Annotated in this window: 22 protein-coding genes; 4 read left to right on the plus strand and 18 right to left on the minus strand. The window is 60.9% G+C overall.

The genetic code is table 11. From position 1 onward, the window contains the following. Positions 1 to 30: 30 nt before the first annotated feature. The 17 genes from CFB17_RS07400 to CFB17_RS07475 all read right to left on the minus strand — a co-directional run bounded on the left by CFB17_RS07400 (position 31) and on the right by CFB17_RS07475 (position 15,094). Positions 31 to 1,650: an MFS transporter gene (locus tag CFB17_RS07400; RefSeq protein ID WP_088560765.1), complete on the minus strand. Its 1,620-nt coding sequence runs from the start codon at positions 1,648 to 1,650 to the stop codon at positions 31 to 33. 132 nt (positions 1,651 to 1,782) lie between these two features. Further along, on the minus strand, positions 1,783 to 1,950 hold the full coding sequence (locus CFB17_RS19135) for a hypothetical protein (protein WP_165769481.1): 168 nt from the start codon (positions 1,948 to 1,950) through the stop codon (positions 1,783 to 1,785). Positions 1,951 to 1,952: 2 nt separating this feature from the next. Then, on the minus strand, positions 1,953 to 2,213 hold the full coding sequence (locus tag CFB17_RS07405) for a hypothetical protein (protein ID WP_088560766.1): 261 nt from the start codon (positions 2,211 to 2,213) through the stop codon (positions 1,953 to 1,955). An 18-nt stretch (positions 2,214 to 2,231) separates the two neighbouring features. Then, positions 2,232 to 2,609 (minus strand): hypothetical protein, encoded by a 378-nt coding sequence (locus CFB17_RS07410; protein WP_088560767.1) that lies wholly within the window; start codon positions 2,607 to 2,609, stop codon positions 2,232 to 2,234. 39 nt (positions 2,610 to 2,648) lie between these two features. Next, complete coding sequence (locus tag CFB17_RS07415) at positions 2,649 to 3,920, minus strand: M16 family metallopeptidase (protein ID WP_088560768.1); 1,272 nt, start codon at positions 3,918 to 3,920, stop codon at positions 2,649 to 2,651. Then, positions 3,917 to 5,317 (minus strand): threonine synthase, encoded by a 1,401-nt coding sequence (thrC, locus tag CFB17_RS07420; protein WP_088560769.1) that lies wholly within the window; start codon positions 5,315 to 5,317, stop codon positions 3,917 to 3,919. The genes CFB17_RS07415 and thrC overlap by 4 nt, the downstream gene beginning before the upstream one ends. A gap of 13 nt (positions 5,318 to 5,330) precedes the next feature. Further along, positions 5,331 to 6,809: a carboxypeptidase M32 gene (locus tag CFB17_RS07425; protein WP_088560770.1), complete on the minus strand. Its 1,479-nt coding sequence runs from the start codon at positions 6,807 to 6,809 to the stop codon at positions 5,331 to 5,333. Then, positions 6,772 to 7,758, minus strand: coding sequence for a COX15/CtaA family protein (locus CFB17_RS07430; RefSeq protein ID WP_088560771.1), 987 nt, complete (start codon positions 7,756 to 7,758; stop codon positions 6,772 to 6,774). Before CFB17_RS07430 ends, CFB17_RS07425 begins: the two co-directional genes overlap by 38 nt. Before the next feature lies 1 nt (position 7,759). Continuing rightward, positions 7,760 to 8,539: an SURF1 family protein gene (locus tag CFB17_RS07435; protein WP_088560772.1), complete on the minus strand. Its 780-nt coding sequence runs from the start codon at positions 8,537 to 8,539 to the stop codon at positions 7,760 to 7,762. Further along, a complete protein-coding gene (locus CFB17_RS07440; RefSeq protein WP_088560773.1) occupies positions 8,517 to 8,891 on the minus strand; it encodes a DUF983 domain-containing protein in 375 nt (124 codons plus the stop codon). The genes CFB17_RS07435 and CFB17_RS07440 overlap by 23 nt, the downstream gene beginning before the upstream one ends. 5 nt (positions 8,892 to 8,896) lie before the next feature. After that, positions 8,897 to 9,763, minus strand: a complete 867-nt coding sequence (locus tag CFB17_RS07445) for a cytochrome c oxidase subunit 3 (protein ID WP_088560774.1) — start codon at positions 9,761 to 9,763, stop codon at positions 8,897 to 8,899. Between the two features lie 5 nt (positions 9,764 to 9,768). Next, complete coding sequence (locus tag CFB17_RS07450) at positions 9,769 to 10,422, minus strand: cytochrome c oxidase assembly protein (RefSeq protein ID WP_088560775.1); 654 nt, start codon at positions 10,420 to 10,422, stop codon at positions 9,769 to 9,771. After that, complete coding sequence (locus tag CFB17_RS19140; RefSeq protein WP_165769463.1) at positions 10,419 to 10,562, minus strand: hypothetical protein; 144 nt, start codon at positions 10,560 to 10,562, stop codon at positions 10,419 to 10,421. The genes CFB17_RS07450 and CFB17_RS19140 overlap by 4 nt, the downstream gene beginning before the upstream one ends. Further along, positions 10,547 to 11,512: a heme o synthase gene (locus tag CFB17_RS07460; RefSeq protein ID WP_407642391.1), complete on the minus strand. Its 966-nt coding sequence runs from the start codon at positions 11,510 to 11,512 to the stop codon at positions 10,547 to 10,549. The genes CFB17_RS19140 and CFB17_RS07460 overlap by 16 nt, the downstream gene beginning before the upstream one ends. 121 nt (positions 11,513 to 11,633) lie before the next feature. Then, the gene (gene ctaD, locus CFB17_RS07465; protein ID WP_088560778.1) at positions 11,634 to 13,229 is read right to left on the minus strand and encodes a cytochrome c oxidase subunit I; all 1,596 of its coding nucleotides are present in this window, start codon (positions 13,227 to 13,229) and stop codon (positions 11,634 to 11,636) included. A gap of 32 nt (positions 13,230 to 13,261) precedes the next feature. Then, a complete protein-coding gene (gene coxB, locus CFB17_RS07470; protein WP_088560779.1) occupies positions 13,262 to 14,164 on the minus strand; it encodes a cytochrome c oxidase subunit II in 903 nt (300 codons plus the stop codon). 213 nt (positions 14,165 to 14,377) lie between these two features. Then, entirely contained in the window at positions 14,378 to 15,094 is a 717-nt protein-coding gene (locus CFB17_RS07475) for a 16S rRNA (uracil(1498)-N(3))-methyltransferase (protein WP_165769482.1), read from the minus strand. A gap of 69 nt (positions 15,095 to 15,163) precedes the next feature. Here CFB17_RS07475 and ubiA point away from each other — a divergent pair, with 69 nt between their 5' ends. Genes ubiA through CFB17_RS07495 form a run of 4 tightly spaced genes read left to right on the plus strand, consistent with a single transcriptional unit; the run spans position 15,164 to position 19,074 of the window. Continuing rightward, positions 15,164 to 16,108, plus strand: coding sequence for a 4-hydroxybenzoate octaprenyltransferase (gene ubiA / locus CFB17_RS07480; RefSeq protein WP_243389787.1), 945 nt, complete (start codon positions 15,164 to 15,166; stop codon positions 16,106 to 16,108). Further along, on the plus strand, positions 16,108 to 17,508 hold the full coding sequence (locus CFB17_RS07485; RefSeq protein WP_088560782.1) for a YcjX family GTP-binding protein: 1,401 nt from the start codon (positions 16,108 to 16,110) through the stop codon (positions 17,506 to 17,508). The genes ubiA and CFB17_RS07485 overlap by 1 nt, the downstream gene beginning before the upstream one ends. Beyond that, positions 17,508 to 18,557: a TIGR01620 family protein gene (locus CFB17_RS07490; RefSeq protein ID WP_088560783.1), complete on the plus strand. Its 1,050-nt coding sequence runs from the start codon at positions 17,508 to 17,510 to the stop codon at positions 18,555 to 18,557. The genes CFB17_RS07485 and CFB17_RS07490 overlap by 1 nt, the downstream gene beginning before the upstream one ends. Then, positions 18,538 to 19,074 (plus strand): GNAT family N-acetyltransferase, encoded by a 537-nt coding sequence (locus tag CFB17_RS07495; RefSeq protein WP_165769483.1) that lies wholly within the window; start codon positions 18,538 to 18,540, stop codon positions 19,072 to 19,074. The genes CFB17_RS07490 and CFB17_RS07495 overlap by 20 nt, the downstream gene beginning before the upstream one ends. Here the strand turns inward: CFB17_RS07495 and gltB are convergent. Further along, positions 19,034 to 23,578, minus strand: a complete 4,545-nt coding sequence (gltB, locus tag CFB17_RS07500; RefSeq protein ID WP_088560954.1) for a glutamate synthase large subunit — start codon at positions 23,576 to 23,578, stop codon at positions 19,034 to 19,036. The two genes, CFB17_RS07495 and gltB, sit on opposite strands and share 41 nt — an antisense overlap. Positions 23,579 to 23,581: the final 3 nt, after the last annotated feature.

A 23,581-nucleotide genomic window follows, 5' to 3' on the forward strand; every position in this document is an offset into this window, starting at 1 on the left:
AGGGAGACCTATAGCACAATCTGTCACGGGTCAGGTCGTCGGCTGATCAAAATGGCGGGCGATGAGGTGCCTGAGGAGTGGTGGTTCGTCGCCTTTGTGATAGTGACGCACCCTAGCCTCGATAGCCTCGTCGGCTGCGGTCGCACGTCGCGCCTGCCGTCGATAATCGAGCCAACTGCGAACATCAAAAGCCTCGATCCAATGCTCAGCGTCGGCAACGTCCTGAAACACCTGCCAATGCCTGGCGCCGTTGCGTTTGCGCAGATGCCCAACCTCCTCCATTGACCTCGCGAAAGCGCGGGCATCCTGGACAGACACCCGATACTCGACGAGGACCAGGACCGGCCCCTCGTCCTGGCGAAAGGCAAAGGCCGTCGCCGGATCCTGCCGTCTCGTCGCAGCGGGTCGCAGGTCGGGTGCCGGGCCGGTCGGCAGATGGAAGACAAAGCCCAGAAAGCCGGTCGCCAGCATGCAGCCGCCCGCGGCTAGCAAAGCGGTCTGCAGGCTCGTCACCACGGCAAGTTCGCCCCAAAGCCACGAACCCAGCGCCATAGCGACGAACTGCGTCATCTGATAAAAAGAAAAAATGCGCGCTTGAACCCAGAAGGCCGAGATCGTCTGGATCGAAATGTTGAGACTGGTGAACGAGCCGAGCCAGCCGATGCCGCCCAGCGCCAGCGCGAAGACCATGACGATCTTATAGGGTACCAGGGCGAGAATCAGCAGTTGCAGGGCGAAAATCACCGCTAGGCAACGTACCAGCAGATCGGCACCTAGCTTCTGGCGCAGGGTATGGATGAAGAAGGCACTGCCCATTGCGCCCGCGCCGAAGCCGCCGAGCAAGAGGCCATACGTGACGGGGCCGCCACCCGCGAGGTCGCGGGCGACAAGCGGCAAAAGCGCTATTGGAGCCGTAGCGGCGAAGGCAAAGGCGGCACTGCGGATGACCGTCGACTGGATCGGTCGGGTTTCCAGTGCATAGCGAAGGCCGGTGATGATGGCACTGGCCACATGCTCGCGCGGCAGATCGTCCTTGAGCTTGGGCCGCCGCCAGAACAGCAACACCGCAATCAGGCCTATATAGGAAACGGCGTTGACGAGGAAAGCGGCCTGCGCCCCTGCGGTCGCAACGAGAATGCCGCCAATGCCCGGTGCAGCCGACCGAGCAAAGTTATAGGCAATGCTGCTTAGCGTCACGGCGGCCGGCAGATCCTCCGGCGGAACCAACTCGCGCATGACGGACTGAGACGCCGGCCCCTGTAAGGCCGCACCAAGACCGAGCGCGAAGGTCAATCCCAACAGAGCCCAAGGCGTTATCAAGCCCATAAACGTCATGAGCGAGAGGAGCGTCGAGACGGCGAACATCCAGAGCTGAGCGATCAGCAGGACGACACGCCGATCCCACAGATCGGCCGCAGCTCCCGCTAAGAGCGAGAGAACCACGATCGGCAATTGTTCGGCGGTTTGCACGAGTGCCACCATGTCGGCGGTGCCGGCAAGTGACGTCATCAACCAAGCCGCTGCAGTCCCCTGGATGAGCCAGCCAAAATTGGACAGCATGGTTGCGCTCCACAGAGCGCGAAACATGCCGATACGCAGGGGGGCGGTTAGCCCACCGGAATTTGGGGGCCGTTGTGGGCGGGTGAGCATTCGTCGGGATTACGACGACGCCCCGCCACCTACAAGGACAACGCCGCGCTTTTAATCGATGAGTGGCGGGAACTCTTCAGCAAACGCTATGATTGCGGGAGCCTAAGCGCTCAACCGACGTCTTAGCGTTTGTCAGCCTCGCCGACGCTGGACCGGAACGGTCGCCAGCACGGAGCGACGCGCTGGCCATTCGCCATATTTACGCTCAAATTCCCTGGTCATCCAGCGAGCATAAGCAAGCCCGATCACTCCCATGGCCAGTACGACCGTCGGCACTCCGTAACCAAACCATGGATCCATGTTCATTCCTCGCTTTCCAGTCGGCCCAGGACCAGCTGTCCCATTATATGTAAGGCGATTGCCGCGAGAAGCCAGAGCATTGTGAAGCGATCGACGTGAATCTCATGCATCTGGCTAAGGGGAACGAACAAGCCCGCCGCAAACATGGCCACCGCCCCATTATTTAGCAGCGCCGAAAGGAGCTTCAAGCGTTCGTTGATACGCCGTGCCGCACGCCGGCGCCGGACTCCCAGCACTACCTCGTCTTCCTCGCGAGAAGCCATTCGTGGCGCAGGCTCGCCCTAGGACCGTTGACCCATTGCCGACGATGCACCAACCGCTGTTAGCTCGATCAGCGTCTCCAGCCGGGCCGTGCGCCGCTCGAGAGCAAGATAGCGTTCCTCGGTTCGCCGCAGGCGTGCCAGCAGCGAATCAAGGCTGGGCCGCGCCTCCCGCTCACCGCCCTCGCGTTGCCCGCCATCTGTCGCCGCGCGCACGATGGCGGAAGCGTCGGTCTGGTCGAGCTTCTCCAGTTGATCTTCGAGCCGAATCACATAGAGAATGGCGCGTCGCAGATAATCCGCAATCGGCACCCCTTCCCGCCGCGCGCTCTCCTCCAGCGATACTTTTTCCTCTCGGCTCAGCAGGATCTCGACCGAAACGAACTCGGATTCAGCCATGGCGATCGCTCCGATGCGAGTGAAAAGCTTGGCCCGGCATCAAGATGCCAATCGATGCAGGTTGATTGGGGGAAGATCCTTGAGCGGCCCTACCGCCGCCACGGTTGTCGAGCTGCCGGAAAACAGACGCTGGCCCACACGCCGGATCGCCGCCTCGTCCACAGCGTCCACGAGGGCGATCAATTCGGCCGCGTCCTTGCGTCGCCCGAAGCTCAGCAACTGGCGGGCCGTATCATCGGTGACGTTGTAAGCACCCTCCAAGGCCATCAGCAGGCTGGCCTTGAGCTGGGCTCGCGCCCGCGCGATCTCCCCGGCACGCGGGTCGGCGATAAACTTGGCAGCTTCCGCTTCGACTACTTGAAACAACTCCGGCACCGCGCCCGGATCCGTGCCCGCATAGACGCCGAAAATTCCAGTATCTTCATAGGCTGCCGCAAATGAGAAAACGGAATAGCAAAGACCGCGATTCTCACGAACTTCCTGAAAGAGACGCGAGGACATGCCGCCGCCCAGGGCTGCTGAGAAGACCTGAAGGGCAAAATAGTCAGGATCGTCGTGGCCGAATGCCTCGACGCCCACAACGACATGCGCCTGCTCGAGATCCTTGCGGGGCTCCAGCTTGATCCCGCCCACGTAAGTAGCGCGCGGCGGGCGCACCGCGGTGGCGGACTTTGCCGGCAGATCGGTGAAGAGCTTCGCACCTAGATCGACGAGAGCTTCATGATCGACCTTGCCACCAGCCGCCAAGATCATGCGGGAGGGGCTATAATGGGCGCGCATATAGCCAAGCACGGTGTCCCGCGTCATGCCACCGACGATTTCCTCCGGGCCCAGGATCGACCGGCCGAGCGGCTGATCGGGATAGGCTGCCTCCTGGAAAACGTCGAAGACCCAGTCATCGGGCGTATCCCGTGCCTGCCCGATCTCCTGCAGGATCACCTCCCGTTCTTTCTCGAGCTCGCCTTCATCCAAGGTCGAGTTCTGCAGAATATCCGAGATCAGGTCAGCGGCGAGTGGCACATCAGAGCCGAGGATACGCGCATAGAAGGCCGTATGCTCACGCGAGGTGTAGGCATTAACCGAGCCCCCCACATCCTCTATCTCCTCGGCCAGACCGCGCGCGCTACGTCTCCGCGTGCCTTTGAAGGCCATGTGTTCGAGGAGATGCGCCACGCCGTTGACGTTGGCTTCCTCGTAACGCGCGCCGACATCGACCCATACGCCCAGGCAGGTCGTCTCAAGGTTGGGCATGGATTCGCTCGCCACGCGCATGCCGTTATCGAGTTCCGTCAGCTTGAACATGCTGCTCATGAAATCGAAAATCTTTCGGTGATGAGCGTCTCGACCTCGCGCAGGTCGTTGCCCGCCGTGACCGTACTCTCGGGAAGATCCATCAAGTGAGCGTATCGCGGCGGTAATGCCGGGTGGATCCCTGATGCCGTGGCGACCGCGTCCGGGAACTTGGCCGGATGGGCTGTCGATAAGCTGATCATCGGCACGCCTTTGGGCGGCATGTGCAGCTCAGCGACGTGGAGTGCGACGGCCGTGTGCGGATCGACGAGCTCGCCTGTGCGCTCATGCGTGTTGGCAATCATAGCCGCCGTAGCCCGCTCGCTGGCGCTGCCGCCCTTCATAAAGGTGGAAACGCGCTCGAGGCTGCCATGGTCGACCTCGAATTCGCCGCTTTGGGCAAAGCTTGCCATGCGTCGCCGCACGCCGCCTGCATCATTCCCTTCGAGGTCAAGCAGCAAGCGTTCGAAGTTGCTGGCCACCTGAATATCCATCGAGGGACTCATCGTTGGCACGACGCCATCCTTCGCATAGACCCCGCCTTCGAAAAAGCGCGCCAGGATGTCGTTGGCGTTCGTTGCAACTGTCAGCTGTTCGATCGGCAGGCCCATCTGCCTCGCGGCCCACCCCGCATAGACATTGCCGAAATTCCCGGTCGGCACGCAAAACGCCGAAGGGCGATCGGGCGCCCCCAATCGCAACGCAGCCCAGAAATAATAGACGCTCTGTGCCGCGATGCGGGCCCAGTTGATCGAATTCACAGCCGACATGTTGATCCGCGTGCGGAACGGCTGATCCGCAAACATCGCCTTCACGAGGTCCTGACAATCGTCGAACGTCCCGGCAAGCGCGATGTTTAGAACATTATCCGCCAGGATCGTCGTCATCTGCCGGCGCTGGACCGGCGAGATTCGCCCCTCCGGATGCAACATCGCCACCCTGACCTGCGATTTGCCGGCAAAGGCCTGGACGGCGGCGGCACCGGTATCACCCGACGTCGCGCCAACGATGGTGATCGTCTCGCCGCGCCGCGTGAGCACCCGATCAAACATTTCCGCCAGCAATTGCATGGCGAAGTCCTTGAAGGCCAGGGTCGGCCCGTGGAACAGTTCAAGCAGCCAGAGATCGGTATCCAGCTGTTTTAACGGCGCCACTGCCGGATGATCGAATCTCCCATAAACAGCCGAGGCCATCTCCAGAAGGTCGGCACGCGTAAAGCAGCCCTCGGTGAAGGGGGCCAGCACCTCGGCCGCCAGTTCGGGATAGGTCATCGCCCGCATCCGCCGAAGGTCGGCGGCTGAAAAGCGTGGCCACGCAGCGGGAACGAACAATCCGCCATCCTCGGCCAGGCCGGCAAGGAGCACGCTCTCGAAATCGCGACCGTCGATCCCGCCGCGCGTGCTCTTGTATCCTGTCATCGAAAAACTCGCGTCAATTCAAGTAGCGTCCGCGGAGGTGCGACAGGAAGGCATCCGCCGTCAAGGGCGCACCTGTCGCCTGCTCGACAAGACAGCCTATTGGTAACCTGGAGCCTTGGCTGTGCACCTTCTCCCGCAACCAGCCGACTAAGGGGCCAAACTCCCCTGCCGACAGCTTGTCGTCCAGGGACGGAATAGCTGCCTGGGCGGTGGTAAAGAGCTGCGCTGCCAAAAGCGCGCCCAGCGTATAACAGGGGAAATAACCGAACGCTCCAGACGGCCAGTGAATGTCCTGGAGGCAGCCGCGCGCATGATCCGGGGGCACAATGCCCAAAAGCTCCTTCATGCCCTCATTCCAGGCGCCAGGCAGATCTGCCACTCGAAGGTCGCCATTCACCATGGCGCGCTCGAGACGATGTCGCAGGACGATATGGAGCGGATAGGTGATCTCGTCGGCATCGACGCGGATATAGCCAGGCTCCACATACCGATAGATCAGCCGCAAATTCTCGGGCGTAAGGGCTGGCTGCTGCCCGAACGCGGCCTCGAGCCTCGGCGCCAGATAGGCGATGAAGCCCGGCGATTTGCAAGCCTGCATCTCGATCAACAAGCTCTGGCTTTCATGTACCGCCATGCCTCGGGCGCTGCCCACCGGCTGAGCCCGGTAGGCGGCCGGCAGATTGCGCTCGTAGAGCGCATGACCTGTCTCATGCAGGATGCCCATGACCGCTGAGACCAGTTCATCCTCGCGGTATCGCGTCGTAATGCGGATATCGTCGGGTGTACCGCCGCAGAAGGGGTGCTGGCTTTCATCCAGGCGGCCATGGGAAAAATCGAAGCCCAAGGTCTCCATAAGTTGCCTGCCCAACGCCTTTTGCGCCGTCGTCGGGAAAGGTCCGACAGGTGTCAGAGGCCGCCCCTGCCGCCCGCGAACCTCCCCAAGGATATCGGGCAGCGCCGCGCGCAACTGGGTGAACAAGGGCTCGATCGCCGCGTCGCGCAGATCGGGCTGAAAACCATCCAGGAGAGCATCGTAGACTGGCAGATCCAGCGCCTGGCCAATCTGCCGGCCCGATTCCGCCGTCAGCTTTACGATCTCCTCGAGCTTGGGCCGAAGGAGCTCGAAATCCGACTTGGCCCTGGCTTCCCGCCATGCCATCTCGGTGATGGTCTCGGCACGCGTCATCGCCTCGACAAGCTTGGGGTCGAGTGCCCGGGCCCGCTCATATCGACGCTTGGCCTCACGAATATTGGCCCTGGCCCAATCATCCAGATCGCCCTCGCCAGCCGCCCCCTCGATCGCCTCGCCGGTAGCCGTGTCAACCAGTATCTCGTGGGCCAGGCCGCTCAGAGCCGCCATTTGCTCGCCGCGTTCATCAACGGCGCCCGATGGCATGATGACCTGCGCATCCCAGGAGAGGATGGCAGCCACGCCCTCTATGTCATGGATGCGCTTAAAGCGTGTTTCGAGCGCCGCGTAGTGCTTCCCCACTCAGGTTCCCCAAGCTGCGAGCTAGATGGTCGACATCAAGATTGTCAGCCGCAAAGACGCTTCGCCATAGCAGCAATGTGACCACCGCGAAAATGATCGTCCCCACGATCTCGTGCAGGAGCGCTATCGCGATCGGATCGAGCAGAAAGATCAGGACGGCGCCGATCAATATCTGCAGGACTGCAAGGCCGAAGGCGAGGCTGCCTAGATGAGTGACAGACGCATCGGCGTTTCGTGTAGCCATGAACAAGACCAGGATGGCGATCGCCGTGATCGCCGCCAGGACACGGTGGGCCATGTGCAGGAATACCAGCCAATCGCTCAGGTCCGGCAACAATCCTTCACCACCGCAAAACGGCCAGCTTGTACAGGCGAGCGATGCACCACTCTTCGCGACCATGGCCGCCGACATCATCGCCACCAGCACAGTGATCCAGCTCAACGCCGCTATCTGGGGGGTATGGATAGCTGCCCCGATAAGATGCGCCGGCTTTCGCGACCGCTCGAAAAGCCAGAAAATGACGGTCAGGAGCAAGAGGGCGTTGCCAAGATGAATGGCGACCGACCAGGGGCTGTTCTGATCAAGCACGGTCACCCCGCCCAGGGCTGCCTGAATGACGAGAAGCAGAATCATCAAGCCCGCTGCGCGGCCGGCATGGGCAATCTTGCGGCGCTGGGTGACGGCAAGAACCGCCACCACCAGCAGCAAAGGCCCAAGGAACGTGCCGGCGATCAGGCGGTGAGTCCATTCCAGCATGACCTGCCAGTAGAAATAGCCCGTCGGCGGTAGTGAGGCAAAATCTCCGGGTGTCAGCACCATATGGCCATAACAGGTTGGCCAGTCGGGGCATGAAAGTCCTGAATTCGTCCTACGAACGACCGCGCCCAGCACGATCAGTGCCATGGTCAGGAGGCCAGCTATTCCCGACGTCCAACGAAGTGCCTTCAACTCAACTGGCTCCTCTCTTGAAGCCCATCATGGTGTAAATCACAACCAATCCCACGGCTAATCCGTACCATGTAAGCGCGTAGCCCAGATGGTTGTTGGGATAATCGATCGACAAGGATCGGGGCTGGGGCCGATTGGCGATACCCATCGGCTTGCCATCGACCGCCAGGGCCGAGCGCTGATCCACATCGACGATCACAGGCAGCAGACTCAATCCCGTGACGTCGCTCATGGCAGGAATATGCCAGTCGAACCAGCGCCGCTTGATCAAATCCGGTGAGGGCGTCAGGTAACCCGGTCGAATATCGCCCACGAATCGGGCGACACCATCGAGCGCTACCTGTCCTGCAGGCACGAAGGGCACGATGCTGGCGGGAGGCAGGTCCGTTTCGGCAAGCCAACCGAGGTCAACGAGAATAACCCGCCCGTCATCCAACAGCATGGGCACGACGAGATCACCGCCGACCAATTCGCCACGCGTGCTGACCTGGAAGCCGAAGGCGTTGCCGACGATAAAGCGGCCCGACACGGAGACGCGGCGGAAATCGAGATCCCGCCAGTTCGGGTCTTCATCGGCCAATGCCGGGAGCGGCACCGGCTGGCCCTCGATCCCCTCCTCCGCACGCGCAATAAGATCTTCTTTCCAGTGCAGACGCTCGACCTGCCAGGTCCCCAGAGCGACCAGGGCACACAGCATCACGGCGGTCACGCAGGTCAGCGGATAGCCCGGCCGAAATCCGAATCCGCGCCCGCCACCCTTACGATCGGGAATCGAATTCATGCCGGCGATATCTGTACTGCAAGGCCAAAAGAAACCCCTTAAACGGGCGAATGAGTCCAATCGAAAGGAAGGCCGCCAGCGGCAGCCAAACCAGCATGTGCAGCCAGATCGGCCAGCTGTACTTCACCTCCACGATCAACGCCGGGATAAGGACGGCGAACCCGGCGATGAGGACAATGAACGCGACCGGTCCATCGCCGCTATCGTGGCCGCCCATGATTTGGCCGCAAGGCTCGCACCGCTCCCGGACGACGATGAAATGCTTGAAGATGTTGCCACAACCGCAAGCCGGGCATCGCCCGAGAAAAGCCGTCGCGGACAGCGGCACTTTCGTGCCGTTGTCGGATGACATCTCGCTCAGGGTCCAGTCACCGACCAGGACACCGAGCCACCCCAGACATAGATGCAAACGAAAAGGAAAAGCCAGACAACGTCGACGAAATGCCAGTACCAAGCCGCGGCCTCAAAGCCGACATGCTTCTGCGGACTGAAGGCCAGCGCGTACGCACGGAACATGCAAACGAGGAGAAACACGGTGCCAACAAAGACATGGAAGCCGTGAAAACCCGTCGCAATATAGAATGTCGAACCGAACGTGCCGGCCTGGGGCGTCAGGCCTTCGTGCAAGGCATGTGAATATTCATAGAGCTGGAAACATGTGAAGATCGCACCGAGCACGCAGGTAATGAGCAGCGCCTTGAAGGCGACCCTGTTATGGCCTTCCTTGACCGCATGATGGGCCCAAGTGACGGTCACGCCGGAGAGCAGCAGGATCAACGTATTGAGGAGCGGGATCTGCCAGGGGCTCAGCGGCTCCACGCCCGCCGGCGGCCAAGCCGCTGTCGCAGCCGTCGGCGGCTCGAGAGCGCTGTGAAAAAAGGCCCAGAAAAAGGCGAAGAAGAGGAGCACCTCGGAAGTGATGAAGAGCGCCATGCCCAGCCGCAGGCCGCGATTGACGACGGGTTTATGATCGCCTGCAGCGCTTTCCCGCAGCACGTCCCGCCACCAGCCAAACATGGTAAAGAGCACGCCTAGAAGGCCGATCACCGCAAGGTAAGGCCCGACCGCACCCTTGTGCATCCACAAGGCGGCCCCTAGCAGCATCGCACCTGCCGACAGGCTACCCACAAACGGCCAGGGACTGGGCTTGAGCAGGTGATAGTCATGATGCGGAACGTCATGCCCCGCATTGGCACCGGTCAGTACTTCAGCGCTCCCTGCCATGATCGTCAGCCTCCTTGGCTCTTTGCCGTCGTCACGCTCGGCGCATGAGCGCCCATCTCGTCGAGCTTCGCCTGCGCCCGCTGCTGCTGCAGCTTTTTCGTCGCCGCGGCGTCAATATAGAAGGTGTAGGACAAGGTGATGTCACGAATGTCGCTAGCATCGGGATCGTCCAGCATCGCCGGGTCGACGAAGAACGACACAGGCATTTGTACATCCTGCCCCGGTTCGAGGGTCTGCTCACTAAAGCAAAAGCATTGAATCTTGGAAAAATAGAGCCCTGCCTTGTCGGGCGCGACATTATAGACCGCCTGCCCAACGATTGGTTGATCGCTCATATTCTTGGCCTCGTAAAAGGCCAGCTTCTCCTCGCCCAGCGCTACCGTCACGCGACGCTGGACCGGTCGGAAGCGCCAAGGCAGATCAGGCTGCACCGATGCATCGAACGAGACCGCAACGGTATGGTTGGCAGCAGCCGAACCCGGGGCGGCCTTCGCTACCTGCGTTGTGCCTCCATATCCCGTCACCCGACAGAACATGCTGTAGAGCGTCGGCGAATAGGCGGTCAGCGCGGTCATGCCGGCGACAATCCCAACCCCGACGAGCGCCACGCGCCGGTTCTTGCGAGCGACCTCGCCCTGCCGCCTAGATGTCTGGCTCAATGTACGTTGCCCGTCAGTTTGACGATCGTAAGCAGGTAGAAGAGTAGGCAGAGGACCGCCAGCCCCAGGCCGACGGCAAGATTCTTATTTCGCCGCCGCCTTTTAAATTCGTCCTGATCGATGCTCATAGCAACGGCCATGAAAGGCCTCCAAGTGCCCGATCGGCCACCATCGCCGCGAACAGTAGGAATAAGTAGAGAATGGAGAAGCGAAACATGCGCATGGCGATAACATCGCTGTCCCGACGCCAGAGACGCCAAGCGTAGCCGACGAAAGTGGCTCCTAGCAGCGTTGCGCAAGCACCATAGATCAAACCAAGATCGCCTGATCCAACCGGCACAAGACTGACGGCAACGACGATCAACGTATAGACCAAGATATGGTTCAGCGTGGTCGGTCGACCGGCTACCACCGGCAGCATCGGCACGCCGACCTTGCCATAATCTCCGGTCCGATAGAGCGCCAGGGCCCAGAAATGAGCTGGCGTCCAGAGGAAGATGATAAGAAACATCAAGATCGGCAGGAGCGAGACGTCACCCGTCACCGCGGCCCAGCCCACCATTGGCGGGAATGCGCCGGCAGCACCGCCAACGACGATATTCTGCGGTGTCCGCCTCTTCAGCCACATCGTGTAGACGAAAACATAAAAGCCGATGGTCAGCGCCAGCAGTCCTGCGGCGATCCAGTTGACGCCGGTACCCATGACCATCACCGAAAGCACCGCCAGGACGACGCCCGTCTGTAGCGCGTTCTCCGGACTGATCCGGCCTTGAGCCGTCGGCCGCTTGGCAGTACGCGCCATCCGGCGGTCAATATCGACGTCGAACCAGTTGTTTATCGCAGCCGAGGCGCCGGCACCGGCGGCGATGCACAAAATGGCCGTGAAGCCGATCAGCGGATGAATATGGCCGGGTGCCAGATACAGCCCCACCCAACTCGTAAAGACGACGAGTTGCATGACATTGGGCTTCAAGAGCGTGAAAAAATCCTGAAGAGACGACGTCGGTTCCAGGATGCCGCCCTGCGGGTTAGGAGCGAAATCGCGCGGCGCCTGATCAGCCGGGATCGTGTGTTGTCCGATGTTGATCAAGATTCCACCATCACACTGCCAAAAAGTCCTATCCCGGCGAAAGGCGGAGGCGGGTACCGCAGGGCCCATCTCCGCCGAAACTCTGTCGACGTCAGTCAGCGCTGCCGTCGCATGGCCGCTATCAGCGTATCTGCGGCAACTCGTTGAAAGTATGGAACGGCGGCGGTGAACTCACCGACCATTCCAGCGTCGTCGCCCCCTCGCCCCAATAATTCGCCGACGCCTTCTCGCCGGTCACAAAGGTCCGGTAGAGCACATAGATAAAGAAGATAGCACTGGCCGCCGAGATGAAGGCGCCAATCGAGCTTATCATATTCCAACCAGCGAACGCGTCGGGATAGTCGGGAATACGCCTCGGCATGCCCGCAAGGCCGAGAAAATGCTGGGGGAAGAAGGTCACGTTGACGCCCACGAAGGTGAGCCAGAAATGGATCTTGCCTAGGCTTTCCGGGTACTGCCTGCCCGTCATCTTACCGACCCAGTAATAAAAGCCGGCAAAGATACCGAACACAGCGCCAAGGGACAGAACGTAGTGGAAATGGGCGACCACGTAATAGGTGTCGTGCATCACCCGGTCGACGCCCGCATTCGCAAGCACCACACCCGTCACGCCGCCGACCGTGAAGAGGAAGATGAAGCCCACAGCCCAGAGCATCGGCACCGTGAAGCGGATTGAGCCACCCCACATCGTTGCTACCCAGCTGAAGATCTTAACGCCGGTCGGCACCGCAATGATCATCGTCGCCGCCGTGAAATAGGCCTTGACGTCCACGCCCATCCCGACCGTGAACATGTGATGGGCCCATACCACAAAGCCAATGGCACCAATCGAGACCATGGCATATGCCATGCCGAGATAACCAAAGACGGGCTTGCGAGAGAAAGTCGACACGATCTGACTGATGATGCCGAAGGCCGGCAGGATCATAATGTAGACTTCGGGATGCCCGAAGAACCAGAAAAGATGCTGGAACAGGATCGGATCACCGCCGCCCGCCGGATCGAAGAAATGCGTGCCGAAATTGCGGTCGAACAAAAGCATCGTTATCGCGCCGGCCAGTACTGGAACGGCCAGGAGCAAAAGAAATGCTGTAACCAGCATCGACCAGACGAATAGCGGCATCTTGTGCATCGTCATGCCAGGCGCGCGCATATTGAAGATCGTCGTGATGAAGTTAATGGCACCCAGCAGCGAACTCGTCCCGGCCAGATGCATGGCGAAGATACCAAGGTCCATCGACATGTCGGGCGTACCAACGATGGAGGACATCGGCGGATACATGGTCCAGCCACCGGCAAAGCCGGGCGTGAGAAAGGCTGAGCCGAGCAGCAAGAGGAACGCCGGCGGGAGCAGCCAGAAGCTGATATTGTTCAGACGGGGGAACGCCATATCCGGCGCCCCGATCATCAACGGCACCATCCAGTTGCCGAAGCCACCGATCAGAGCCGGCATCACGAAGAAGAAGATCATGATGAGGCCGTGGCCCGTGATCAGCACATTGTAGAAATGGTGATCTTGGATGAACTGCGTGCCAGGTTGCATCAACTCCGCACGAAATGCCGTCGACATAAACATGCCGATCAAGCCCGCCACGAAAGAGAAAATCAGGTATAGCGACCCGATATCTTTGTGGTTGGTTGAGAAGAGCCAGCGCTGCACGAAGCTCGCGGGCGCGCCGTGGTCGTGATGGTGGACGTCAGCTGTCGCGTGGGCCATCTTTTTTCGCCTCGATCCTGCGTTGCTCGACGTTAACGTGCGGCTAGTGAAAGTGCCGGCAGACGCTGGGCAGCGGCTGTCTTGGCATCTTCGGGCTGGCTATTGGCCGCAAAGTCCGACTGCGCCTGCTTGACCCACGCGTCGTACTCGTCCGGTGGCACGGCCTTCACCATGATCGGCATGAAGCCATGCATCGTCCCGCAAAGCTCGGAGCACTGCCCGTAATAGGTTCCGGGCTCCTTTACGTTAAACCAAGCCTCGTTGAGGCGCCCGGGAACGGCATCGATCTTCACGCCGAAGGAAGGGACCGCCCAGCTGTGGATGACATCGCCGGCCGTTACCTGCAGTCGCACATTCTTGCCAACCGGCACGACGACGACATTGTCCGTGGTCAGGAGGCGAAGTTGCCCCGGTTGCAGATCCGCGTCGTCCACCAGGTTGGAGACGAAACTGAAGTCACCATTATCGGGATACTCGTACTCCCAATACCATTGGTGGCCAGTTGCCTTGATCGTCAGATCGGGCGGTGGGACGACGTCGGAATAATAGAGCAGCTTGAAGGATGGCACGGCGACGACGACGAGGATGAGGACAGGCACGGCTGTCCAGACGACCTCGAGCAAGGTGTGATGCGATCGACGAGACGGCGCCGGATTAACCGACTCGCGAAAGCGCAGGCATACCAAGCCCAGGAGCACGGCCACAAAGGCGACGATGATCGCGATGATCCAGAGCAGCAGGTGGTGAAAACTCTCCACCCGATCCATGACCGGCGTGGCCGGATCCTGAAACATCATCTCCCACGGACGTGGCTGGTCTGCAAAGGCCATACCTGGGACAATGCTCGCAAAAAGACCGAGCAGTGTCGGACCAAGCCCGACCCATCTACTCCGGAGGAGCGCCGATGGCATCAGAGACGACATCCCAAATCGCATCGCCGGCCGATTCCTTCCCGTCTTTGCTCTCAACACTCTGTTTCACCAGGTGTAGATGGCCACTTTATCACTAGGCTCTCGGCCTACCCATTGACGCTTCCCCGACGCAACGCGGACAATAGAAGTCGTTATAGTTGCGAACCGAGTGACACATTGTCGCAAGAATTGCTGAATTTCTAGACTGTCGTTCAAGCCCTTGTAGCGCCCTCAACCCTAATCGGTCGAGACGCCCAAAATCGCCAAAGCCGCGATTGCTGCCGTTTCGGCCCGTAAAATCCGCGGTCCTAGACTGACCGGCACCACGTTAGGTGCTTCCATGATGGCGGTCCGCTCATCCTCCGTGAACCCGCCCTCAGGGCCTATCAGGAGGTCCGGTCGACCGGAGGATCGTGATTGGCGTAATTCCAAGAGGGATCGGCCTGTCCGACGTTCATCGGCGAACCAGAGCTCACAAGAAGTATCGCGTCCTGCCAGCCAGGCGCCGAGAGGAAGCGTTTCGTGGATCTCCGGCACACTCATCCGCCCGCATTGTTCGGCCGCTTCGATCGCAATGGACGAAATGCGATCGAGCTTTTCGAGCTTGACGACGGTCCGGCTCGAAAGAATTGGCTGAATGGCCCTGACGCCCAACTCTACGGCCTTTTCGATCACCCATTCGAATCGGCTGGGCCGGATCGGCGTCATGACCAAAATTGAGCCTGGTTCCTCAACGGCTGGGCAGGTCTGGGAGAAGATCTCCACGGTCACGCTATGCCGACCGGAATTCCGCACGACGCTCAGCCATTCCCCGTCTCGCTGGTTGAACAGTTGGATGTTGCGGCCCGGCTTCAACCTTAGGACGTGCAGGAGATAGTGGCTGCGGCCACGATCGAGCTCGACCAATTTTCCCTCGTGCAGTCTTTCCCCAAGATAGAGTCGCTGAATTGTCACAAATCTCATCCATTGTCGGCGGCCACCCTCGACTTTAACAGGAAAAATCGGCGCTATAGATATCGATTCATGGCGAGATCGGTGAACTCCATGCTGGCGGAAACAAACGCGGTGCAAGCTGCCCACGTCCCTGATCGGCAGCATCACTGGGTCGACCGACTGCCGCTGCGACTTCGCGCCTTTGCCATCCTCGCGCGACTGGACCGACCGATCGGAACGTGGCTCCTGCTCTTGCCCTGCTGGTGGGGACTAGCACTGGCGGCCGATTATCCCAACCCGGTCCACATGCTGCTCTTCGCCATCGGCGCCATCGTCATGCGCGGGGCTGGCTGCACGATCAACGACATCGTCGATCGTGAATTCGACGCCAAGGTCGAGCGAACGAAATCGCGCCCCATCGCCTCAGGGCTAGTTACCGTCCCGCAGGCTCTCCTCTTCGTAGCTTTGCAAGGCGTCGTAGGACTCATCGTCCTCCTGCAATTGCCAGGCTTTGCGATCGCGATCGGCTTTGCCAGCCTGCCGCTCATCGTCGCCTATCCCTTCATGAAGCGCATTACGTGGTGGCCTCAGGCCTTTCTCGGTCTGGCATTCAACTGGGGAATCCTCGTCGGCTACGCGACCGCGACCCACACGCTCAGCCCAGCCTCCATCATCCTGTACGTAGCGGGCATTTTCTGGACGCTCGGCTACGACACGATCTATGCCCATCAGGACAAGGTCGACGATGCGATCGTCGGCGTAAAATCCACAGCAAGGCTGTTTGGCAAGGCAACCTCTCGTTGGCTTTGGGTGTTCTATGCGGCCACGATGTTGCTCATTGCTGCTGCTGGAGCTCTTGCGGCAAAGGGGCCGCTCTTCTGGGCTGTCCTGATCCTGGCCGGCTGGTCGCTCGTCGATCAGATCAGGTCGCTCAATATGGACGACCCCGACAATTGTATCGCCCAGTTCCGCAAAAATCGCCTCAGTGGGCTTTGGGTCGCCTTGGCTCTGGCGTTGGGCACGATCGCCTTTTGATGCCGCCGCTCTTTTCCTGGGATCTCGGGCTTGGCCGGCTCGTCGGCGGCCTTGCCGACGACATCGCGGAACTGAGCGGTCGCGCGCTCGACAATCATCTCAATCTTGCTGTCACAGGGCTTCGCCGCAGCGGCAAGACTGTGTTCATCACCTCGCTCGTGCATCATCTCATCGACGGACATAACCTGCCCTTCGTCGCGGCTGTCCATGAGGACAGGTACATGGGCGCGCGGGAGATCCCTCTCCACGACACACGCGTCTTTCCCTATCGCCAATTTCACCACGACCTCGATCAGACTGAGCCAAACTGGCCCGCTGCTACCGAGACCCTTTCCCGACTTCGCCTTCTCATCAGAGCACGAAATCCAAACCGACTGACGAGCACCATCCAGCCGATACGTGAGTTGACACTCGACATCATCGACTACCCAGGTGAATGGCTGCTCGACCTTCCTTTGATCGACGAGACATTTCAGAGCTTTTCAGAAGCCGCCTTCTCCCTGGCGCAAACGCCGCCCCGTACTGGCGTCGCGCAGGAATGGCTGGCCATGGCCAGATCGATCGACCAGAGTAGCCCGGTCGATACCGAAGTCGTCGCGCGCCTCAGCGCTGCCTTCACAACGTATTTAAAGACGTGCCAGCGTGAACTCGGGCTCTCGGTCATTCAGCCCGGCCGCTTCACCAATCCGGGCGAGCATGCGGGTTCGGAGCTGCTGCACTTCACGCCGCTGCCGGCGGCGGCGGAAGTTCCGGGCAGCATACGAGCGCTTTTCCGTCGGCGCTTCGACCTCTACCGCGACGAAATCGTCAAACGTTTCTACCAAGACCATTTTCGCCGCTTCGACCGGCAGATCGTGCTTGTCGATCTTCTCTCGAACCTCAATGCGGGGGCCGCCTATTTCGCCGACACGCAACTCGCATTGTCCATGATCCTCAAGAGCTTTCGCTATGGTTCATCGAGTTGGCTCGGTCGCCTGTTCAGACCACGGATCGGTCGGGCCCTCTTTGCCGCCAGCAAGGCCGACCATGTGGCACCGTCGCAGCATGCGGCCCTAAAGCAATTGCTCGAGCTCATGATCCGGCCGGCCGCCCGCTCCGCCCGCCTGGAGGGCGTTCGTCCCGAAGTCATTGCCCTGGCATCGTTGCGTTGCACCGACGTCGTTAAGACCACGCATCAGGGTCAGACGCTTTCCTGCCTGAAGGGACGTCGACTGGGCGATAAGGAAGAAAAGATCTTCTTTCCGGGCGAGATTCCGCCCGAGTTACCGGAAGCCGAGGATTGGACCGAGGATCGCTTCCGCTTCTACCAGTTTGAGCCGCGTCGTCTGCGAACACATGGCGACAACCAGCATATCCGCCTAGATCAGGCGATCGAGTTTCTCATCGGCGACAAACTCTGATGGCAGGTGAGCCTAAAAACAAGCCGAGCTGGATCAAGCCGTTTGAGCTCGATGCGGCGACGGCCAATTTCGAAGTCGAAAGACCGGCGCCGGCTGCTCCCGACGATCACGAACATCAGGCGCTGGCAGCCGAGCTCGTCGTCGAGGGCAAAAGGCGTGGACTCTTCTGGCGACGGCTAGGGAGCCTTGGACTGGCTGCGGCCTTTGCTGCGATCGGCGTCGATACGGTAAGCCGGTTGCAGGATCAGATCGCTACGGATCCCATGATCGGCATTCCCATGGCGATCCTTTTGGGAATCGTCGCTATCAGTGCTCTGGGCCTTCTAGCCCACGAGCTCCTCCAATTGCGACGCCTCTCGCGACGCGCCTGGCTGCGCGCCGAAGGTCTTCGGCTTGTCGGCTCCGACCTCCAGGGTGACAGTCGCCCATTAATCAGCCAAGTTAATGCCGGTCTACCAAGCGCCGCTCCCATCCTTGCCACGCAGAGGACGTTCGAACGGCAGGACAACGACGTCCTGGCCGACGGCGAGCGCCTGCGTCTCTATGAACGCGTCGTCATCGAACCCGTCGATCGTCTTGCCTACAGGCTCGTTCTCGAAAGCTCGCGCGACATTGGCGTCCTGACGGCACTAGCACCCTATGGACTCCTGGACGGCCTCTTCGTCCTCTGGCGTACAACGATCCTCATGCGCCAGATCGCACGCCTTTATGGCGTGGCACCGAGCACGGCGACGACACTGTCCCTGTTGCGCCGATGTCTACGTAATTCGGCCATCGCCGGCCTTGCCGACGTCGCCAGCCATGCTCTCCTTGAACAGGCCGGCGCCTCGCTGGTCACTCTGCTCTCTGCCAAGGCCGGTCAGGGGGCCGGCAACGCGTTGCTCGCGGCAAGGCTCGGCCTGGAGGCGATCAAGGAGTGTCGACCTTTGCCGTTTGTAGCGACAAAGCAGCCCAGCCTGGGGCAGCTACGCAAAGCCATATTAAGCGACGAAAGGGCGGCGAACATACTTCTTCAAGACGATGAAGAGCTTGTCCGCACCAAACGCTGAACCGACACTGCACTGGTCGACCGCCGAAGACGACGCCGCCTGCGGCAGGCTGATCGGCATAACGCTGCGGGCGGCACCTTATCGACGCGCACTCGCGCGGGCCATGCCATTCATCGCCAACGACGCCCCCATGCACATCCCTAGCCAACATCAGCGGATCATCGCCTGCGCCGGCCAGCAGATCATTGGTGCGGCTCAGTTCGCGCCTGAGGCCGGCTACCTGGATTATCTTTTCGTCACCCCTGCTCACCAGGGACAGCGGCTCGGAGCCCGACTGCTGCGAGAGGTGGAGCACCACGCCAAGCAGCCGCTGCGCCTCGTCGTCCTTTCCATCAACAAGCCGGCTCGCCGGTTCTATGAGCGAGCCGGCTATGTCATTGAGCGACGAGAGAGAGAGGATGACTGGTACGGCCAGCGCGTCGTCTGGATCACCATGGCTTACCGTACCCGCCCAGCATCTAGCCTGAATATTCCAATCAGGCGCGAAGCTGATCCGCCTCCGACGCACCCGGCGTAACCGGCACGGGCATTTTGTCGAGCAGCTCCCGAGGAACGACGTGCCAGAACTTCGGCAACTCGAGGTCCCAATCGTGCAGCAGCTTGCTCGCCCTCGCGCTGCCGCTAGCCTCGGCATGCTCGGCGATCACCTTCTTGAGGATCTCGATATAATGTGGAACCTCGAGCCGATGATAGACGACCATGTCCGTGTTGACCAAGCGCCCGAAATTTCCCTGGCTGTCATAAACAAAGGCCTGGCCGCCACTCATGCCGGCACCGAAATTGTCGCCGACCTGTCCTAGTATGACCGCGATGCCGCCGGTCATATACTCACAGCCGTTATCGCCGCAGCCCTCGACGACCGTAACCGCGCCCGAGTTACGGACGGCGAAACGCTCGCCAGCCCTGCCCGCAGCAAAGAGTTTGCCAGCCGTAGCGCCATAGAGGCATGTATTGCCGATAATGACATTGTCGCTCGCGACGAGCGGCGAGCGCACCAGCGGCCGGACGACGATCGTGCCGCCTGAGAGCCCCTTGCCCACATAGTCGTTGGCATCGCCAAAGACCTCGAGCTTCAGCCCCTGAACAGCCCATGCCCCCAGCGACTGACCGGCCGAGCCTCGCAGCCGGACGGTAATATGCCCGGGCACCAGCTTGTCCATGCCATAACGACGCGTGATGTGCGCCGAAAGTCTCGTGCCGACCGCGCGATGCACGTTGCGCACGTTATACTGGAGTTGCATCTTCTCGCCTTCCTCCAGCATCGGACGCGCATCCTTGACCATCTGCGCATCGAGGGTGTCCGGCACCTCGTTGCGCTTGGCGATCGAGCAAAAGCGCGTATGCGGCCCTGGATCGACCTGCGTGAGGATCGGATTGAGATCGAGATCGTCGAGATCTTCCCGGCCTCGGCTCACCTGCTTCAGAAGATCGGTGCGACCGACGGCTTCCTCGATCGAGCGGAGGCCGAGGGAGGCAAGGACCTCCCGCGTCTCCTCGGCGATGAAGCTCATCAGGTTGACGACTTTCTCCGCGTTGCCGGTGAATTTCTGCCGGAGATCATCACGCTGCGTGCACACGCCGACCGGACAGGTGTTGGAGTGGCATTGGCGAACCATGATGCAACCCATCGCGACGAGCGAAAGGGTGCCGATCCCGTATTCCTCGGCGCCGAGCAGCGCGGCGATGACGATGTCACGACCGGTCTTCAGGCCGCCATCGGTTCGCAGGACCACGCGGTGGCGCAACCGGTTGAGGGTGAGGACCTGATTGGCTTCGGTCAGGCCCAGTTCCCAAGACGTGCCTGCAAACTTGATCGACGTTTGCGGCGAGGCTCCGGTGCCGCCGACATGCCCGGAGATAAGGATCGTGTCCGCCTTCGCCTTGGCGACGCCGGCCGCGATCGTGCCGATACCGCTCTCCGACACCAGTTTGACGCAGACCCTGGCGTCAGGATTGATCTGCTTCAGGTCATAGATGAGCTGAGCCAGATCCTCGATGGAGTAGATATCGTGATGCGGCGGCGGGCTGATCAGGGTGACGCCCTTTGTCGCGTGTCGCAGGCGTGCGATCTCGACTGTCACCTTGAAGCCGGGCAGTTGTCCGCCCTCGCCCGGTTTTGCACCCTGCGCGACCTTGATCTCGATCTCGCGGGCGGCATTCAGATACTCCGCCGTTACCCCGAATCGACCTGATGCCACCTGCTTGATCGGCGAATTCGCGTTGTCGCCGTTAGGCCGCGGCGTGAAGCGCTCCTTGCCCTCGCCGCCCTCGCCGCTATCGGCCTTGGCGCCGATCCGGTTCATAGCGATAGTCAAAGTCTCATGCGCCTCGGGCGACAATGCGCCGAGCGACATCCCGGGTGTCACGAAGCGCTTGCGGATCTCGGTGATGCTCTCGACTTCGTCCAGCGGCACCGGCGCGCGCTCGCGCCTAAAGTCGAGCAGATCGCGGATCGAAATCGGCTCCTGCGCGTAGACGAGTTCCGCGTACCGTTTATAGGCCTGATAGCTGTCGCCGGCCACGGCCTCTTGCAGCTGGTGGATCAGCCTCGCCTCGTAGGCATGAACCTCGCCGCCACGACGATAGCGGTAGAAGCCGCCAATCGCCAAAGGCGGCTCCACCTCGCCGAAGGCGACTTTGTGATTGGCGAGCATCATGTTGCGAATGCCGGTCAGGCCGATTCCGGAGATGCGCGTCGTCAACCCCGGAAAATATTCGCGACAAAGTGAGCGAGACAGGCCGACGGCCTCGAAATTGCAGCCGCCGCGATAGGAACTCAAAATCGAGATTCCCATTTTCGACATGATCTTCAACAGGCCGGCATTGAAGGCCTCGACGAAGCGCTGCAGGCATTCTTCGAGCGTAAAGCCAGGAAAGAGACCTCTCTTGTGCCGGTCGGCGATCGCTGCCTCAGCGAGGTAAGGATTGAGCGCTGTCGTGCCGACGCCGATCAGAACGGCGGCGTAGTGGACATCCAGGCACTCGCCACTCCGCACCGTTATGGAACTGAAGCTGCGCAGACCGCGTCGCACCAGGTGGCTATGCACGGCACTGGCAGCCAGAATCATCGGCATCGGCGCACGCGCGCCAGAGACCGCCTCATCGCTCAGGACGAGATCGCGGCAACCCGCGCGCACGGCCTCTTCCGCTTCCTGACGGATGCGTTCCAGCGCCTCGCCCAGTGAAGCATTGTCGCTGGCCTGGAAGGTGCAGTCGATCGTCCGGATGTCATCGCCGAAATACTCGACAAGGGCCGTCATCTCCGTGCTCGTCAGCACGGGGCTTTCGAGTTCCAGGATCCGCGTCTGGCTCGGATCCTCGGACGCGATATTGCCGAGATTGCCGATGCGCGTCTTGATGCTCATGACCCGCCATTCCCGCAGCGGATCGATAGGCGGGTTGGTCACCTGGCTGAACTGCTGCCGGAAGAAATGGTGAAGACCGCGATACTTCGATGAGAGAACCGCCAGCGGCGTGTCGTCTCCCATCGAGCCCAGGGGCTCCTTACCTTCCATCACCATGGGATGGAGGATGAGCTCCAAGTCCTCGACCGTCAGCCCATACAGCCTCTGGCGGCGCTTGAGTTCGCCCCGTTCCATCTGCGAGATGGTCGGCGTCCGGTCGGCCGAGAGATCGCTCAGACGCGTGATGTTCTCGATCCATTTGGAGTATGGCTTGAGCCCCGCCAGATAGTCTTTCAGCTCGTGGTCGCTGTAGAACTTGCCCTCGTGCAGGTCGACGGCGATCGACTCGCCAGGTCCGACCCGGCCCTTTTCCGCAATCTCGCTTTCATCCAGGGGGACCATGCCGGTCTCGGAACCGACGACCAGCAGACCGTCCGTGGTACGAGAATAGCGCAAGGGCCGCAGACCATTACGATCCAGGCCGGCGACAACCCAGCGCGAATCCGCGGCACATAGCGCTGCTGGTCCGTCCCACGGTTCCATGACGCAATTGCAGTAGTTGAATAGGTCCCGATGAGCATCGGGCATGGCGATCTTGTTCGACCATGCGGGCGGAACCAGCAGGGTCTTGACCAGCGGCAGCTTCCGCCCGGCCTGGATCAGAACCTCGACGACCGCATCCAGGGCCGAGCTGTCCGAACTGCCCGGCCGGATGACCGGCTTCACGTCCTCGTTATGCTCGCCGAAGGCCTCGGCGAACATGCGTGTCTCGTGGCTCGTCATCCAATTGACGTTGCCCCTGAGCGTGTTGATCTCGCCATTGTGGGCGAGCACGCGGAAAGGCTGGGCCAAGCGCCAGGAAGGCAGGGTGTTGGTGGAGTAGCGCTGATGGAACACGGCAAAGGACGAGACGAAACGCTCGTCCAGGAGGTCAGGATAGAATGCCGAGAGCGACTCCGCGAGGAACAGTCCCTTATAGATGACTGAGCGGCACGAGAGCGAGCAGATGTAGAATTCGGTGATGTTCTCGGCAAGCGCCAGATGCTCGACACGGCGGCGAATGATGTAGAGATCGCGCTCGAACGCTTCCTCGTCTTTGCCGGCGGGGTTGCCGATCAGGATCTGCTCGATTTCCGGCCGCGTCGCCTGGGCCTTTTCGCCAAGGACGCTCGTGTCGACGGGAACCTGGCGCCAGCCGCGGATCGAATAGCCAAAATGCAGCAGCTCGCTCTCCACGAGCGCCCGGCAGGTCTCCTGCTGAGAGAAACTGTTGCGAGGAAGGAACACCATCCCAACGGCGATCCGGTCGCCAGCACCAAGCGGGCCCTTGATCTGGTCACGGAAAAAATCCTGCGCGATCTGGATATGGATGCCCGCCCCGTCGCCCGTCTTACCGTCGGCGTCCACGGCACCCCTGTGCCAGACCGCCTTGAGGGCTTGAATGCCCTTTAAGACGACCTCGCGCCTGGGCTTGCCATCAATCGCCACCACGCAGCCGACACCGCAGGCATCGCGCTCCAGCTCCAGGTCATCCATCCCAGTGGCGTGGAGATGTGCCAGGTTGCGGCCGTAGGCTTCGACGAATTCCCGACCACTCTCGCTCTTCGTCATCGTCATCTC

This window comes from Arboricoccus pini, assembly GCF_900187945.1.
GTDB classification, from domain to species: Bacteria; Pseudomonadota; Alphaproteobacteria; order Geminicoccales; family Geminicoccaceae; genus Arboricoccus; species Arboricoccus pini.